The organism is Streptomyces telluris, assembly GCF_024519335.1.
Taxonomy (GTDB): domain Bacteria; phylum Actinomycetota; class Actinomycetes; order Streptomycetales; family Streptomycetaceae; genus Streptomyces; species Streptomyces telluris.
In genome coordinates this window covers 239,246-256,731 of the sequence record NZ_JANIID010000005.1, presented here as the reverse complement: position 1 = coordinate 256,731, position 17,486 = coordinate 239,246, and the positions used below count along the sequence as shown (strand labels likewise).

At 76.2% G+C, this 17,486-nt stretch carries 2 protein-coding genes (1 of these 2 cut by a window edge); both read right to left on the bottom strand.

Annotated features, from left to right (window positions below; genetic code table 11):
• A protein-coding gene (locus tag NQU55_RS08575) for a non-ribosomal peptide synthetase (RefSeq protein WP_256790182.1) crosses the window boundary here: on the bottom strand, positions 1–4,140 show its 5' portion. It extends 552 nt beyond the left edge of the window; only the first 4,140 of its 4,692 coding nucleotides appear in the window; it begins with the start codon at positions 4,138–4,140; its stop codon lies off the left edge, out of view.
• A complete protein-coding gene (locus tag NQU55_RS08570; protein ID WP_168091311.1) occupies positions 4,137–17,486 on the bottom strand; it encodes an SDR family NAD(P)-dependent oxidoreductase in 13,350 nt (4,449 codons plus the stop codon). Before NQU55_RS08570 ends, NQU55_RS08575 begins: the two co-directional genes overlap by 4 nt.

Below are 17,486 nucleotides of genomic sequence, written 5' to 3'. Positions count from 1 at the left end.
GTCGGCCAGGGCGCGGTCCAGCAGCTTCAGTGCCAGGAGGACCACGCCCTCGCCGCGGCCGTAGCCGTCGGCGCGCTCGTCGAACGTCTTGCAGCGGCCGTCGGGGCTGAGCATCCCGGCGCGGCGCAGCCCGGTGAACCCGTGCGGGGAGAGCAGCAGGTTCGCTCCGCCGGCCAGGGCCAGCTCGCAGTCCCCGTGCTGGAGCGCGCGGGCCGCGCGGTGGACGGCGACGAGCGAGCTGGAGCAGGCCGTGTCGAAGACGGCGCTGGGGCCGTGCAGGTCGAAGACGTACGAGATGCGGTTGGCCGCGATCGAGGCGACGTTGCCGATCAGGAAGTGATCGCCCATCTCCGGGGAGCCGGGGCCGAGCAGGCTCAGGTAGTCCGCGCCGCTGAGACCGACGAAGACGCCGGTGCGGCTGCCCGCCAGCGCCGCGGGGACCTGCCCCGAGTCCAGGACGGCCTCGTGGGCCGCGTGCAGCAGCAGCCGCTGCTGCGGGTCCATCTGTGCCGCCTCGCGGGGCGAGATGCGGAACAGCTGGGCGTCGAAGGCGTCCACGTCGTCGACGTACGAGCCGCGGAAGCGCTCGGGGAACACCCGGTCGGAGAAGCCGCGCTCCAGCGGGTACGGGCGGGTCAGGTCGCGTCCGGCGGCGAGGTGCCCCCAGAACTCCTCCAGGGTGGCGGAGGACGGCAGGCGGCCGCCGATGCCGACGATCGCCACCGGCGGGTAGCCGTCCGCCGCGGCGGACGTCCCCGGCGCGAGCGCCGGTGCCGTGGAGACCGCGGCCGCGGGTGCGGACGGGGCGGCCGGGGTGAACGCCCCGGGGTGCGCCTCGCCGAGGAAGGCCGCGAGCGAGGTGAGGTCGGGGTGGGCGTAGAAGACCGTCGGCCGCACCGGGACGCCGAAACGTTCCCGCAGTGCCACCGCCAGCCGGGTGAAGCCGATCGAGTCGAAGCCCGCCTCGCCGAGCGGCCGGTCCACGGGAATCTCCTGCGCCGGCACCCCGGCGACCGTCGCCGTCGTCTCGCGCAGCCACGCCACGAGGTCGCCGCCGGCCGCTGCGGGCCGCGCGGGCGCCGCTGCGGACGGGGCGGCCACCAGTCCGGCGGCCGGGCCGCCGGCGTGGCCGAAGCGGCGCACCAGTTCGTCGAGGGACAGTGCCGTCAGCGGGCCGGTGTCGACCTTCGCGTTGGGGGTCAGCGGGAACCGTGCCAGGGCCACGGTGCGGGAGGGGACCATGTAGTCCGGAAGCCGGTCCGCGATCCGCCGGACGGCGCTCGCCGCCGCGTCCGGGCCCGCCGTCACGAACGCCACCAGCTGCGGCTGCCCGGCCAGGTCCTCGCGCACGACCACGCGGACGTCGCCGACCTCGCCGGTGCGCCGGACGGCGGCCTCGACCTCGCCGAGCTCGATGCGGTGTCCGCGCAGCTTGACCTGCCGGTCGGCGCGCCCGAGCACCACCATCTCGCCGGTGGGCGACCAGCGGGCCAGGTCCCCGGTGCGGTAGAGCCGTTCACCGGTCGCCGGGTCGGCGACGAAGCGCTCGGCCGTCAGCTCCGGGCGGCCGCGGTAGCCCAGGGCCACGCCGTCGCCGCCGATCAGCAGCTCGCCGACGGCGCCGAAGGGCACGGGAGCGCCGTCGGGGCCGGCGGTGCGGAAGGTGGTGTTGGCGATCGGGGTGCCCACGGTCACGGGCGCGTTGCGGCGCACGCGCTGCGCGGAGGACCAGATGGTCGTCTCCGTCGGGCCGTACATGTTCCACAGCTCGTCGCACCGGTCCAGCAGGCGGTCCGCGAGCTCGGGGGTCAGCGCCTCGCCGCCGCACAGGATCCGGCGCACCCGTCCCGTCCAGCCGGCGTGCAGCAGCATCTCCCAGGTGGCGGGGGTGGCCTGGACGATCGTGGCGCCCGACTCGCCGATCAGGTCGGCCAGCGCGAAGCCGTCCCGCAGCGCCTCCGAGGGCGCGATGCGGACGGTGGCGCCACGGGTCAGCGGGAGCAGCAGCTCCAGGCCCGAGATGTCGAAGCCCGCGGTGGTCACGGCCAGCAGCGTGTCGTCCGCGGAGCAGCCGGGGCGGTCGCCCGTCGAGTCGAGCAGGTTGACGAGGTTGCCGTGGCAGACCTCGACGCCCTTGGGCTCGCCGGTCGACCCGGAGGTGTAGAGCACGTACGCGAGGTCACCGTCGCGGCGGGCGACGGGGGCGACGGGAGCGGCCGTCTCCGGACCGGTCAGCGGGATGCGGACGCCGGGCGTGCCCTCGGGCAGCCGGTCGGCCAGGTCCGGGCCGAGGACCACGGCCGCGAGGCCGGCGTCGGTGGCGATGTGGGCGAGGCGCGCCGCGGGGAAGTCCGGGTCGAGCGGGACGTACGCGGCCCCGGCGGCCTGGATCGCGAGCAGGGTCACGACCAGCGCGGCCCGGCGGTCCACGAGGACGCCGACGACGTCGCCGGGCCGTACGCCGCGGGCGGTGAGGACCCGGGTGAGGGCGTGGGTGCGCCCGGCGAGCTCCGCGTAGGTCAGCGACTCCTCGGCGTCGGCCACCGCGGTGCGCTCCGGGGCGTGCTCCGCCTGCCGGAGGACGAGGCCGGCGGCGGTGACGTCGCGCGGCCGTTCGCGGCGGGTGGCGTTGGCCCGCTCGACCGCGCCGCGCTCGGCGTCGGTGGCGAGTTCGACGTCGCCGACGCGCCGGGACGGGTCGGCGGTCACGGCCTCCAGCAGCAGCCGGTAGTGCTCGGCCAGCCGCTCGGCGGTGGAGCGGTCGAAGCGCTCCGGGTCGTACTTGACGTACACGAGCGCACCGGGGCCGCGCACGACGACCTCGACGACGAGGTCGTTCTCGCCCTCCTGGGTGAGGTCGAGCGCGTCCCGGAAGACGGTCTGCCCGGCCGCCATGTCCTGGTCGCCGCCGACGCCCTGCTGCATGTAGAAGCCGATGTCGAAGCCGGCTTCGGCGTCGGAGGTGCGGCGCAGGTCGTCGACGACGGACGCGAACGGGTAGGCGGAGTGCTCCTCGGCCTCCGCCATCCGCGCATGGACGGCGTCCATGAGCTCGGTGAAGCTCCGGCCGGGGTCGCAGTCCAGGCGCAGCACGACCGGGTTGATCAGGTAGCCGACGGTGCGGTCGAAGCGTTGCGAGGGGCGGCCGTCGGTCGGCACCATGACGCTGATGTCGCGGAGCCCGGAGTGGCGCTGCAGCAGGGCGGCGAACGCGCCGAGGACGACGCTGAAGGGGGTCAGCCGGGCCGCGCGGGCGGTGTCGCGGACCGCGCTCCAGGTGGCCTCGGAGAGCCGCAGCTGCACCATCGCGCCCTCTTCGTGCGCGGCGGGGCCGCGACGGGGGCGGTCGGCGACGGCTTCCAGCACCGGCGCCGTCGAGGCGCCGGTCAGCCGGTCCAGCCACCACGTGCGGTGCCCTTCGGCCTCCGGTCCGGAGAGCATCTCCCGCTGCCAGCGCACGAACTCGGCGTACGAGGTGGCGGGTTCGGCGGGCGGCAGCTGCCGTCCCCCGGCGAGCGCCTCGTGGCAGGCGACGATGTCGCGCAGCAGGAGGTGGCTGGAGACGCCGTCGGTGATCAGGTGGTGGAAGACCAGGAGCAGGAGGGTGCCGCCGCCGGGGGCCGCGAGGAGCCACATGCGGTACAGCGCGTCGTGTTCCAGGTCGAACGGGCGGCGCACCAGGTTCCGCACGCGGGTGGCGAACTCGCCGTCGGTGACGTGACGGAGGTCCAGCCGGGTCACCTCCGCGGAGCGGTCGGTGACCTGCTGCACGGGTCCGTCGGCGCCGAGCCGTACGGCGATGCACAGCCCGGGGTGCCGGCGCACGACGGCGGCGAGCGCTTCGGCCAGCCGGTCGGGGTCGACGCCGTCGCCGAGCCAGAGGCCCAGCGGGAGGTTGTACGAGGACGCCTGCGGGTTGGCCGCGTGGATCGCCCACAGCGCCGCCTGTCCGCGGCTGAGCGGGTACGGGCCCGGGTCGGGCTCGGGCTGGGGCTGGGGCTCCGGCTCCAACCCGGCCGCCCGGGCCGGCTCCTGTGCGGGCGCCGGCTCGGCGAGCCGCCGCAGCACGAGCTCCGCCACGTCGTCGGACATCTCACCGGCGGCGATCGCCGCCAGCAGTTCGCGCAGTTCGGTGCTCATCGGCCCGTCCCTCCCTTCAGTGCGGCCAGCGCGTCGTCCACGCGCACGGATCCGTCGCGCAGGCCGGTCAGCAGGGCCGCGATCCTGTCCCCGGTCTGCTCCGGGGCCTTCGCGGCGTCCTGTGCGGGTGCGGGGGCCGGTGGGGCCTCCTCGCGCCCCGGCAGGGGCCCGTACGCCTCGAACACGGCGCGGGCCACGGCGCGGGCCGTCTGGGCCACGCCGAACATGCGCGCGGGTATCTGGACCCCGTAGTCGGCGCCGAGGCGGCGGCTCAGCCGGCGCAGCCCCAGCGAGTCCACTCCGGCGTCCGACAGCACCCGGTCCACGGGCAGCCGGTCGGGCCGCATGCCCAGGTGCGCGGCCAGGAGCCCTCGCACGTGCTCGCGGACGGCGGCCTCCGGATCGCCGCCGGCGGGCGGCGCGGCGGCCACGGGCGCGGCGGGCCGTACGGGCTCGGCGGACTCCGCGGGCCTGGCGTGCTCGACCTGCTCGGCCTGCTCGACCTGCTCGACCTGCTCGACCTGCTGGACGGGCTCGGCCTGCTGGACGGGCTCGGTGGGCTCAGTGGGTGCGGCGGACGCGTCGCGGTCCTCCGCACCATCCGCGACCAGACCGGCCTCGGTGGCCTGGACGGCGTCGAACCGGGGGCCGGGGGTCAGCCAGTAGCTCTCGCGTGCGAACGGGTAGGTCGGTGCGGGCACGCGGCGCGGGGCCGCGCCCTGCCACAGCTCCGTCCAGTCGATCGGCGCGCCGCCGACCCACAGCCGGGCGACCTTGTCGAGCCGGCCGGCGTCGACCACGGACCGCAGGTAGCGGCGGCCTTCGGCGCCCTCCAGCAGCAGTGCCGTGGTGGCGTCCGACCCGTCCCCGGTGAACACGTCGGCGGCGCTGTCGCCGGACAGCCAGGCCTCCAGGCCCGCCACCAGCGCGCGCAGCGAGCCCGCGACGATCGCCAGGCGCTCGGAGAACGTCTCGCGGCCGGTCTGCAGCGTGTGGGCGAGGGCGGCCGGGGCGACGTCCTCGTTGTCCGCGGCCCAGCGGGCCAGGCGCCGCGCGTAGGCGCGCAGCCGCTCCGGGTCCCTGGCCGACAGGACGAACACCTGGGAGCCGGACGGCGCGACGGCCGTCTCCTCGCCGTACTCCTCCACGACCAGGTGGGCGTTGACGCCGCCCAGGCCGAAGGAGCTCACGCCGGCCCGCAGCGGGGCCTCGGCCCCGTCGGGCGTGCGGACCCGGCGCCAGGGCTCGCGCCCGTCCGGCAGCCGCAGCGGGCTGCCGCCCAGGCGCAGGTGCGGGTTGAGGCTGTCCAGGTGCAGGTTCGCGGGGATCTCCCGGTGCCGCATCGCGAGCAGGACCTTGATCAGGCCGGTGACGCCCGCGGCCGCCTCCAGGTGGCCGGTGTTGGTCTTCACCGCGCCCAGCGTCACGTGCGCTTCCGCGCACTCGGCGCCGTGGTCGGCGTACAGCTCCGCGAACGCCGTCCTGAGCCCCTCGACCTCGACCGGGTCGCCGAGTTCGGTGCCGGTGCCGTGCGTCTCGACGTACGTGACGGTCCGCGGGTCCACCCCGGCCCGGCGGTGCGCCTTGACGATGCAGGCGGCCTGCGCGTCCGGGTTGGGGGCGGTCAGCGAGTTGGTGCGGCCGCCGTGGTTGATCGCGCTGCCGCGCAGGACGGCGTGGATGACGTCGCCGTCCGCGATCGCCGCGTCGAGGCGCTTCAGCACCACCACGCCGGCGCCCTCGGCGCGCACGATGCCGTTGGCGCTCGCGTCGAAGGTGCGGCAGCGGCCGTCGGGGCTCAGCATGTCGGCCTGGCTCATGTCGACGAACAGCGTCGGCGAGGCGATGACGTTCACGCCGCCCGCCAGCGCGACCTCGCAGTCGCCGTGCCGGATGGCCTCGGCCGCCCGGTGGACGGCGACGAGCGACGACGAGCAGGCCGTGTCCACCGTCTCGCTGGGGCCGCGCAGGTTCAGCAGGTAGGACACCCGGTTGGACATGATGGCGTGCGCCCGGCCCACCGTGTTGTAGCCGTCGAGCGGGACGCCGAGGGCGTGCTGCAGCTCGAAGTAGTCGTAGGTGCCGCTGCCGATGAAGACGCCGGTGTCCGTGCCCGAGAGGGAGGACGGCCTGATGCCGGCGTTCTCGATCGCGGTCCAGGCGGCCTCCAGCACGAGCCGGTGCTGCGGGTCCATGGCGACGGCCTCGTGCGGCGAGATCCCGAAGAACTGCGGGTCGAACAGGTCGACGCGGCGCAGGAACCCGCCCCACTTCGCCGTCGTGCGGAACCGTCCGGGCTCCGGCTCGCCGTGCAGGCGGCGCCAGTCCCAGCGGTCGGCCGGGATCTCGCGGACCAGGTCGTCACCGGCCGTCAGGTGCTGCCAGAACTCGTCCACGTCGTCGGAGTCGGGCAGCAGGCCCGCCATGCCGACGATCGCCACGGCGACGGGCTCGCCGGTGAAGGCCGCCGGGGCGGCCTCGGGCGCGGTGCGCACCGGTGCGGGCGCGGCCGCCGCGGAAGCGGGGGCCGGCTCCGCGGCACGGACGGGCTCCGGGGCGGGAACGGGCTGCTCCGGGGCGGGGGCCGCCGGGCGGAACGCGGCCGCCAGGGCCGGGCCGTGGTCCCGGAACACCTTGTCGACGAGGTCGCTCGCGGTGGCCACGCCGAAGAACGCGGCCGGCGTCAGGTCCAGGTCCCAGCGCGCGTTCGCCAGGTGGCTCAGGCGCGTGTACATGATCGAGTCGAAGCCGAAGCGGCTGAGCAGGTCGTCCGCGGCGAGCTCGCCCGGCCGGATCCCCGCCACCTCGCACAGGAGGCCCAGCAGCTCACCGGCTGCGGCCTCGCGCCATCCTTCGGCGGCCGGGGCGGCCGCGGGGGCGACCTCGGGAGCCGCTGGCGGAGCGGCCACGGGGGCGACGACCGGCTCGGGGGCCGCGGGCGGCTGCCCGGCCGCGGCCGCCACCGGGACGCCGATGCGGGCGAGGAAGTCGTCCGTACCGGAGACCACTGCCACCTGAACCTCCTGTCCGCCGAGCACCTGGCTCAGCGCCTCGAATCCCGCCTGTGGTGAGAGCGGGTGGACACCCGCGGCGACCAGCCGGTCGCGGTGGCGCTCGGTGAGCGCGGAGCCTGCCCAGGCGCCCCAGTTCAGGACCCGGACGGGGTAGGGCAGGTGCGCGGCGAGCGCGTGCCCGATGGCGTCCTGGGCGGTGCAGCCCGCCGCGTAGGCGGCCTGACCGGGGTTCCCGAGGAAGGACTGGACGGACGAGAACACCGCGAGGAAGTCGGGCCTGCGGTCGCCCAGCGCCACGGCGAGCGCGGCGGTCGTACGGCTCTTCGCCGTCAGCGCGCGCGTGAACCACGCCTCGTCCATGGCCGCCAGCGACCGGTCACCGGGGACGGTCACCGAGTGCAGGACCCCGTGCACGGCGCCCACGCGCTCGAACACGCCCCGCAGCTGGTCCGGATCGGCGGCGTCCGCCCGGTGGACCTCCACCGACGTCCCGGACGGGTCGATCGCCCGGATGCGGGCCGCCTTGGCCGCGTCCGGCGCGGAGCGCGCGACGAGGACGACCTTGGCCCGGTGGCGCCGCACGAGCTGTTCGGCGATGTCCAGCCCCAGGTCACCGGTGCCACCGGTGATCACGTACGTACCGCCCTCGCGCAGCACCGGTGCGGGCGGCGCCGCGTCCTCGACGGGGTGGAGGACCTCCTGGAACCACTGTCCGGCGCGCAGCGCGTAGTCGCCGGGGACGGCGACGGAGACCGTGGCCGGATCGGCCGCTCCGACGTCGACGGTGCCGACCCGCCAGCGCTCGCACTCGTGGCGCACCGACCGGGCCAGGCCCAGCGCGGCCGCGGCCGACGGGTCGGCGGGGGCGGAGTCCACCGCCGCGGCGAGGCGCGTGACGACGGTCAGCGAGAGCTCGCCCGCCGCGGCGGGGCGCTCCTGCAGGTGCTTGACGATGCGGAACAGGTCGAGGACGCCGGCCTCGCCGGTGACCACGGCGTGGACCGCGGCGGGCGTCGGCAGCGACTCCAGCGGCGCGTCACCGATGCGGTGGACGTCGGCCGCCGGGTGCTCGTCGCAGCCGAGGACCCAGACCGGACCGGCGGCCGGGAAGGCGGCGACCGGAGCGGCGACGGGCTGCCAGCGCGGCGCGTACCGGCCGGCGGGGACCACGGGAACCGCGGCGGCGCTCTCGCCGGACGGCTCCTGGGCCGTCCCGGTGGACGGGTCGTCGACGCCCGCCCAGCAGCGGCGGCGCTCGAACGGGTAGGTGGGCAGCGGGACGAGGACGCCGCCCTGCGGCCACTCGACGCGCTCCCCCGCCACCCAGCGGTCGGCGGTCGTGGTGCCTCCGGGCCGGGCCAGCGCGGGGTGGTCCGCGCCCTGGGCGGCGGCCGCGAGCGCGGCGGCGAGCGTGTGCCGGTCGCCGGCGGTCACCGCCAGGCGCACCTCCATGGCGTCCCGGCCGTGCTGCAGCGTGTGTGCCGTGTCGGCCAGGTCCGGGGTCCGGTCCAGGGCCTCCAGCAGCGCCGTCGCGTACCGGCGCAGGGCCTCCGGGGTGCGGGCGGACAGCGGGAACACCCAGGGCCCGTAGGACCGTTGCGGCTCCCGCGCGGGTCCGGCCTCCTCCAGGACGACGTGTGCGTTGACGCCGCCGTAGCCGAAGGAGCTGACGCCCGCGCGCCGCGGGGCGCCGCCCGGGCTCGGCCAGTGCTGCGCCGAGCGGACCAGGCGGAAGGGGCTGCCGTCGAGGCGCAGGTGCGGGTTCTGCTCGCCGAGGCCGGCGACGGGCGGCAGCACGGCGTGCTCCATCGCCAGCAGCACCTTGACGACTCCCGCGGCGCCCGCGGCGGACTCCAGGTGACCGATGTTGGCCTTGACCGCTCCGAGGCCGCAGTGGGGCTCGGCCGGCGGCCGGGCGCCGCGGCGGCGGAAGAGCTCGTCGAAGGCCATGCGCAGGCCGTTGATCTCGACCGGGTCGCCGAGCTCGGTGCCCGTGCCGTGCGTCTCCAGGTAGCCGACCGTGGCGGGGTCGGTTCCGGCGCGCTCGTGCGCCCGTACGATCATCGCCGCCTGGGCGGCCGGGTTGGGCGCGGTCAGGGACCGGGACCGGCCCCCGTGGTTGACGGCGGTGCCGCGCAGCCAGGCGCGCACGCGGTGGCCGCGGGACAGCCCCTCCCGGGTCAGGACGACGAAGCCGAAGCCCTCGCTGCGGACGAACCCGTCGGCGCGGGCGTCGAAGGCCTGGCAGCGGCCCGTCGGGCTGAGCATGCCGGTGCGGCTGAGCAGGACGTGGTTGTGGGGCGACAGGATGAGGTTGATGCCGCCCGCGACCGCGACGTCGCACTCCCCCGACCGGATGGACTCCGCGGCCCGGTGGATGGCGACGAGGGAGCTGGAGCAGCCCGTGTTGACCGGCTCGCTCGGCCCGTGCAGGTCGAGCAGGTAGGAGACGCGGTTGACCAGGATGGAGTGCGTGGTGGCGGTGGCCGCGTGGGCGTCGACGGGCACGCCCGCGGCCTTCCTGACCTCCTCGTAGTCGCTCGATCCCGCGCCGATGAACAGGCCGGTGTCCGAGCCCGCGAGGGCGCCCGGCGCCAGGCCGGCGTCCTCCAGCGCCGTCCACACGCCCTGCAGGACGAGCCGCTGCTGCGGGTCCATGCCGGCGGCCTCGTGCGGGGAGATGCCGAAGAACAGGGGGTCGAAGACGTCGACGTCGTGGACGAAGCCGCCGCGGGCGGCGTGCACGCCCTCGGGGAGGGAGCCCTGGTCCCACCGGTCGGCGGGCACGTCGGTGATCAGGTCGTCGCCCGCCACCAGGTGCTGCCAGAACTCGTCCAGGTCGCGGCTGCCGGGCATCCGTCCGGCCATGCCGATGATCGCGATCGCCTCGGGCTCGGCCGGCGCGGCCGCCGGCGCGGTGGAGGCGGACGCCACGGGAGCGGGTGCGGGGGCCACGGGAGCGGGTGCGGGCACGGCGGCCTGCGGGGCCTGCAGCAGTTCGGCGTGGTCGCGTACGAGGCGGTCGGCCAGCGCGCGCAGGGTGGGCGTCTCGTAGAAGAGCGCGGGCGTCACGTCCAGGCCGAGCTCCTCGTTCAGCCGGCTCGCGAGGAGGCTGTAGCTGACCGAGTCGAACCCGTAGTCGCCGATCGCCCGGTCGAGGTCGAGGTCGCCGACGGGGATGCCCGAGGCGTCCGCGGTGAGGGCCAGGAGCGCGTCGGTGAAGGAGGACGAAGAGGACGAAAGAGACGCGGCGTCGCCGCTCGCGGGCGCGGCGTCGCCGCCGGGGGCGGCGGGATCGACGGCCCGGGCCACGACGACGTGCTGGAAGTTGCGGCCGGTCGCGCCGGAGTCCGGCATCGCGGCCGCCACCTCGTAGCCGGCGCCGGCGAGCAGCCGGGTCCAGCCGGGCACGTCCAGCAGCGGCGAGCCGGGCAGGCGCAGGGCGGTGTCGTCGTGGGCCCACCAGCCGTCGAACAGGCCGTAGGTGACCGTCGCGGGCAGGGTGACGGTGGTCAGCTCGTTGAACACCAGCTCGCCGCCGGTGCGCAGCACGCCGCGCAGGTGGCGCACGGCGCGGCCGACGTCCGACGTGGCGTGCAGGACGTTGGCCGCGACCGCGATGTCGAAGCCGTCGGCCGGGAAGCCCTGGGCGACGGGGTCGCTGTCCAGGTTGAGGCGCTTGAACCGCAGGAACGGATACCGCTCGCCGAACTCGCGGCGGCCGTGGGCGAGGAAGGTGACCGACAGGTCGGTGTACCAGTACTCCACCCGCTCGCCGAAGGGGCTCAGGGCGCGCAGCAGGCCCGCGGACGTGCCGCCGGTGCCGGAGCCGACCTCCAGGATGCGCACCTTGGCGTCCGCCGGGAGCTCTTCCAGGCGCCGCCGGACGTGCCCGACGAGGTGATCGGTGAGCAGGTCGTTGTAGAGGTCGCTGATGGGGTTGCCCCGGTAGACGCGCTCCATGAGGGAGGTGCCCGATTTGGGGAAGAGCAGCTCGGTGGCGAGGAGTTCGCCGCGCAGCAGCTCGGGGAAGCGCTCCAGGCACAGGGCCAGCAGCCGTACGAAGACCTCGGACTCGGGGTGGGCGTCGGCCAGTTCGGCGAGCTGTCGCAGGTGTCCGCCGGCGCGGGCCCCGGACAGGGCGCCCGGCACCGGGCGGAAGCGTCCGTGGGCGGTCTCGAGCAGGCCGTGCTGCGCGAGCATGTCCAGCAGGGTGTGCAGCAGCCGCTCGTAGCGGGGGGTGACGCCGACCCGGCGGGACACCTCGTCCGCGTCCGCGTCCGGGCCGGGGCCGCCGAAGGCGCCCATGTCGTCGAGCAGGGCCAGCAGGGCGCCGTCGGCGATCTCGGCCATGCGCCCGTCGAGCGCGTGGAAGTCCTCCACGACGCGCGGTCCGGCGGTGCCCTGCTGTCCACCGTCCGTGGTGGTCACGTCCGTCGTCTCCGTTCTCGTTGCTCCCATCCGCTCCCGCAGCGCCGCCGTGCCGGGCACCACGACGGCCTGGGGGGCCGGCTGCCGCAGCGCTTCCAGCAGCGCGGCGAATCCCGCCTCGGGCGTGATGGACCGGAAGCCGGCCGCGGTCAGGCCGTCCCGGTGGGTGTCGCCGGCCACTGCGCCGACCGTGCCCCAGAAGCCCCAGTCGACCGCGCGCACCGGGTAGGGCAGGCGGGCGTCGAGGGCGTGGGCGTAGGCGTCCAGGAAGGTGGAACCGGCCGCGTAGTTGGCCAGGCCCGGGTCGCCGAGGAAGGACTGCGCGGAGGAGAAGAACACCAGGAAGTCCAGGTGGCGTCCGCGCAGCGCGTCGGCCAGGGCCGCCGCGACGCCGGACTTGGCCGCCAGGCTCTCCGCGAGGTCCTCGTCGGACATGTTGCGCACCAGCCGGTCGCGCTGGACCAGGGCGGCGTGCACGACGCCGTGCACCGGGCCCTCCCGGTCGAGGAGGGCCGCGAGCTGCGCGCCGTCGGCGGCGTCGGCCCGCACGTAGCGGATCCCTTGCCCCGGGCGGGTGCCGGGGGGCAGTTCGCTGCGGCCGACCAGGACGACCTGTGCGTCCCAGTCCGCGACGAGCCGGCCTGCGATGGCCGCGCCGATGCCGCGGGCGCCTCCGATGATCACGTACGTGCCGCCGCGGCGCAGCGGTACGGGAGCGCCGGTGGCCGGTGCCGGGCGCAGGACCTGGGTGTGGCGGGTGGTCCCGGTGCAGGCCGTCCGGGTTCCCCGGGGCGCGGGGGTCACGAGCTGCGCGGACTCGTGGGCGGGGTCGAGGTCGACGGTGGCGACCGACCAGCCGGGGTGCTCGTTCTCCAGGACCCGGGCGAAGCCGGTGGCACCGGCCGCGTACGGGTCGCTCACGCCGCGGCCGGGTGCGGCGGCGGCGCCGGTGGTGACGACCACCCAGTCCAGCGCGGGGAGGCGGGACCACTGGCGGGCGTAGCGGGCCAGGGCCTTGACGCCGGTGGCCTCGGCGGCCGCGACGCGGTCGCTCTCGCGCCCGGCGGCGGCGTCCGTGCTGCCGGTGAGGACGTAGACCAGGCGCGGCGTGACGGGAACCGGTGCGCCCAGCTCGACGAGGACAGCGCCCTCGTGACGGGCGGACAGCTCGCGGGCGAGGCCCTCGCGTCCGGGGGCGTGCAGCACCACGACGGGCCCGGCGGGAGCCGGGGACACGGCGGGGGCGGCGCACACCTCCCAGGAGGGGATGTCCACCGGGAGGGCGTCCGACGCGAGCTCCGAGGCCGGCTGCACGGGGGCCGGAACCAGGGCCGGGGCCTCGCCGGGCACGGCGGACGCGGAGGACTCGACGGACGCGACGGGGGCGACGGGCGCGACGGGCGCGACGTCGACCCAGCACCGTACGCGGGCGAACGGGTAGAGCGGCAGCGCCACCTTCCGCGCCGTACGGCCGCGGTGCAGGGCGCGCCAGTCCGGTGCGGCGCCCGCCGCCCAGCTGCGGGCCAGGACGTGGGGGTCCGTGGAGTCCGGGACGGCGGCGACGGCCGCGCCGGTGACGGTGCCCCGGTGGCCGGCGGTCGGCGAGCCGTCGAGGAAGGCGCGCAGCACCGCGCGCAGTTCGCCGGTGTCCGAGGCCACCACGGCGAGCCGCTCGGCCATGGGTTCGCGGCCGATCTGGGTGGTGTAGGCGATGTCGGCCAGCGGGGCGTCCGGCCCGGCGCCGGCGGGCAGGCCCGCGGCGAGAGCGGCCAGGGTGGAGCGGGCGTCGACGTGCGGGGCGGAGCCGGGGAAGCGCTCCGCGAGGGCGCGCGCCAATCTGCGCAGGTCGCCGGCGTCCAGGCCGAGTTCGTCGAGTTCGGCCTCGGGGTCCGCGCCGGTCAGGCCGGCGAGCGCGGCCACTTCGGCGAGCCGGTCGCCCGCGGGCGGCTCCAGGTAGCGCCGCGCCAGTTCGCGCAGGGCCTCCTGAGTGCGTGCGGACAGCAGGACGACCTGCGGCCCGGCCTCGGTGGGGGCGGCCTGCGGCTGCGGGTACTCCTCGACGATGACGTGGGCGTTGGCCCCGCCGGCGCCGAACGCGCTGACGGCGGCGCGGCGCGGGGTGCCGTCCGCGGCGGCGGGCCACGGTTCCGCCTCGCGCTGCACCTTCAGGCCCAGGGCGTCCCAGTCGATGCCGGGGTTGGCCGGGTCGGCGTGCAGGGACGGGACCAGGGTGCGGTGACGCAGCTGGAGCAGCACCTTCGTCAGCCCGGCGATGCCGGCGGCCGGCTCCAGGTGGCCGATGCCGGACTTCACCGACCCCAGGCGGCCCTGCGCGTCGCCGTACGCCTGGGACAGCGCGGTGATCTCGATGGGGTCGCCGAGCGCCGTGCCCGTGCCGTGCGCCTCGACGTAGCCGACGGACGCGGCCTCGACTCCCGCCTTCCGCAGCGCCCGCCGGACCACGTCGGCCTGTGCGGTGGGGTTGGGCACGAAGAAGCCGCCGGCCCGCCCGCCGTGGTTGACGGCGCTGCCCTTGATCACGCCGAGGACGCGGTCGCCGTCCTCCAGGGCGCGGGCCAGGGGCTTGAGCACGACGACGCCGACGCCCTCGCCGGGCACGTAGCCGTCCCCTCCGGCGCCGAAGGCGCGGCAGCGGCCGTCGGTGGAGACGAAGCCGACCTGGCTCAGGTGCAGGTACTTGTACGGGTGGACGATGAGGTTCACGCCGCCGGCGAGCGCCAGTTCGCTGTCACCGGAGCGCAGGCTCTCGCAGGCCAGGTGCAGGGCGGTCAGGGACGACGAGCACATCGTGTCCAGCGCCAGGCTGGGGCCGTGCAGGTCGAGGAAGAAGGAGACGCGGTTGGCCACCGCCGAGGAGAACGACGTCGGCAGCACCGGCAGCCGGTCCTCGGCGCCCAGGCCGAGCATCTGGTACTGGGTGAACATCACGCCCGCGAAGACGCCCACGGAGCGCCCGGACACGTCGGCCCGGGTCAGGCCGGCGTCCTCCAGCGCATGCCAGGAGGTCTGCAGGAACAGCCGCTCCTGCGGGTCCATGCCCTCGGCCTCGCGCGGCGTGATGCGGAAGAAGGCGGGGTCGAACTCGTCGATGCCCTCCAGGAAGCCGCCCCACTTGCTGTACGAGCGCCCGGGGTTGCGGCCCTGCTCGTAGAAGCCGGTCTGCGCCCACCGCTCGGCGGGGATCTCGGTGACGCAGTCACGCCCGGTGCGCAGGTTGGTCCAGAAACGGTCGAGGTCCTCGGCCATGGGGTAGCGGCCGGCGACGCCGATCACCGCGATGTCCCCGTCGGCGTCGTGCGCCTGCGGGAGTGCGGCCGGGCGCGGCGCACGGCGTGCGGGCTCCGGGGCTTCCGGCTGCTCCGCGGCGGCGGCCGACTTGGCCGGGCCGGCGGCAGGGTCGGTCGGCGCGGCCGGGTCGGCGGCGATCAGGCCCAGCGCCTCGCGGGCCCGGCCGGGGTCGCCGTGGAGCACGACGACCTCGGTGCCGGACAGCGCGAGCGCCCGGTCGAGGACGTCCAGTCCGTCCGCCGTCGGCAGGGCGGCCTGCCCCTGGCGGCGGAAGAGCGCCTCGGCCGCCGCGTCCGTGCGCATGCCGCCGTCGGCCCACAGGGGCCAGGCGAGGGAGACCAGGCCGCGCTCGCGGGCGTAGGCGTCCATGAAGGCGTTCGCGGCGGCGTAGTCGCTCTGGCCCGCGTTGCCCGCGACGCCGGTCACGGAAGAGAACACGGCGAAGAAGTCGAGGTCCAGGTGGCGGGTCGCCTCGTCCAGCAGCACCGTCCCGCGGACCTTGGGCGCGAGGACCGCCGAGAGGTCGTCGGCCGGCTTGCCGGCGAACAGGCCGTCCCGCAGCACCCCGGCCGCGTGGACGACGCCGTCCAGCCGGCCGTACGTCTCCAGGACGTCCTTGACCAGGGCGTCGACCTCGGAGCGGACCGTGACGTCGGCGCGCAGGTAGTGGCCGGCCGGCGGCGACGGCTGCGGGGAGCGCCCGGCCAGGACGGCCGTGGCCCCACGTCCGGTCAGCCGGGCGGCGAGCTCCCGGCCGATGCCGCCCGCCCCGCCGGTGATCAGGTAGACCCCGCCGCGCCGGACGGGGGCCGCGACCCCGAGGGCCGCCTCTCGGTAGCGGCGGACGTACCGGCGCCCGGCCGTGTGCCGTACCCACGCCTCGGAGAGGTCGCCGAACTCCGCGAGCAGCGCTCGCGGTTCGGCGGGGCCGTCGCATTCGACGGCCGTGATCGCCAGGCGCGGCTGCTCCAGGCGTACGGTGCGGGCCAGGCCGGACACCGCGGCGGCGACGGGTGCGGGACCCGCGTGCACGACGGGAACCGGGCGGTCCGCCAGGACCTTGGCCAGGGCGAGCACCTCGTGGCAGGCCGACTCCACGGCCTCGGGGAGGTGGGCCGCGTCGCGCGGCGCGACGTGCAGGACGGCCTCGGGCGAGGTGGCGAGGTCGGCGAGGAGCAGCTTCAGATCACCGGTTTCGCCGGTGCGCAGCTCGTACTCGTCGTGCGCGATGCGGCGGAAGGCCGGACCGCGCCGGGCGGTGATCTGCCCGGCCCTGACCGCCAGGTCGCCGATCACCAGCAGCGGTCCGGTGGCCGGTGCCTGGGGGCGGGGGGCTTCCTGCCACACGCCGGTCAGGGCACCGGTCCGCGCGGGGAGTTCCTCCGCCGGGGCGGCGGCCGCGCGGGGGCGCGGGTCGTCGGGCAGCAGCCCGGCGAGGTGGGCCGCGACCGCGTCGACGGTCGGGTACTCGAAGAGCAGCGTGGGGTAGAGCGCGATGTCCCAGCGCTCCTCGATGGCGCGGACCAGGGTGAGGAGGTGGGTGGACTCCAGTCCGAGGTCGTAGAAACCGCGGTCGGGGTCGACTTCCAGGCCGGGTTCGCCGAGGGTCCGGCGGACCAGTTCGGTGATCTCCGCCCGGAGGTCCGCCGGTTCGCCGTCCGTGCCCGCGGGGGCCACCGGCGTGGCGGGGGCCGGAGCGGGCTCCGCGGCAGCGGGCGACGCGGAGGCCTGCGCGGCCGTCGTGAGCCGGGTGATCGACGCCGTGGAGCGGATGCGCTTGAAGGTCAGGCCGGTGAACTGCGCGGCGAGGACGCCCGACCCGTCGTAGAGGTCGATGTCCGCCTTGACGATGTCCTTGGCCGCCTCGTCGCCGGCCGCGGTCGGCTTCAGGCGCAGGTCGACCGTGCAGGCGTCGCCGAGGGTGCGGGCCGCGCGGAAGGAGGCGATGTGCAGGGGGATGAACGGGCGCCCGTCGGCGTCGGCTCCGTCGAACACGAGCGCGTACGACTGCATGGTCGCGCCGTCGAGCAGGGCGGGGTGGAGGAGGAAGTCCCCCACCGTGGCCCGTGCCTCGTCGCCGAGCGCGATCTCGGCGCGCACGCGGTCGGTTGCGGCGTGCAGGGTGCCCACGCAGCGCATGAAGGCCCGGTGCTCGATGCCGGCCGAGCGGCCGGTCGCGTACACCTGGCCGACGTCGCCCGCGGCGCCGGGTGCCGCGGGGGCGGGCGTGCCGGTGAGCGGGGGCAGGCCGGTGCGCAGCGTCGCCCTCAGATGGGTGGTCACCGCGTCGTCGACCGGCGTGCCGTCCTGCGTGCGGCGGCTGGTCGCCGTCACCTGGAAGCCGGCGCCGTCGGGCACGAGCTCGACGGTCAGCTCGCGGTCGAAGGACTCGGTGGTGACCACCGGCTCGACGAACAGCACGTCGTTCAGCTCGGTCCCCTCCAGCGGGATGCCGTGCGCGACGAGCAGCCGGTGGACGATGTCGAGGAAGGTGACACCGGGCAGGGTGCGGACACCGTGTACCCGGTGGTCGTCGACGATCGGGTTGTCCCGGTTCAAAAGCAGGGCACAGCGAACGGACCTTCGGTCCAC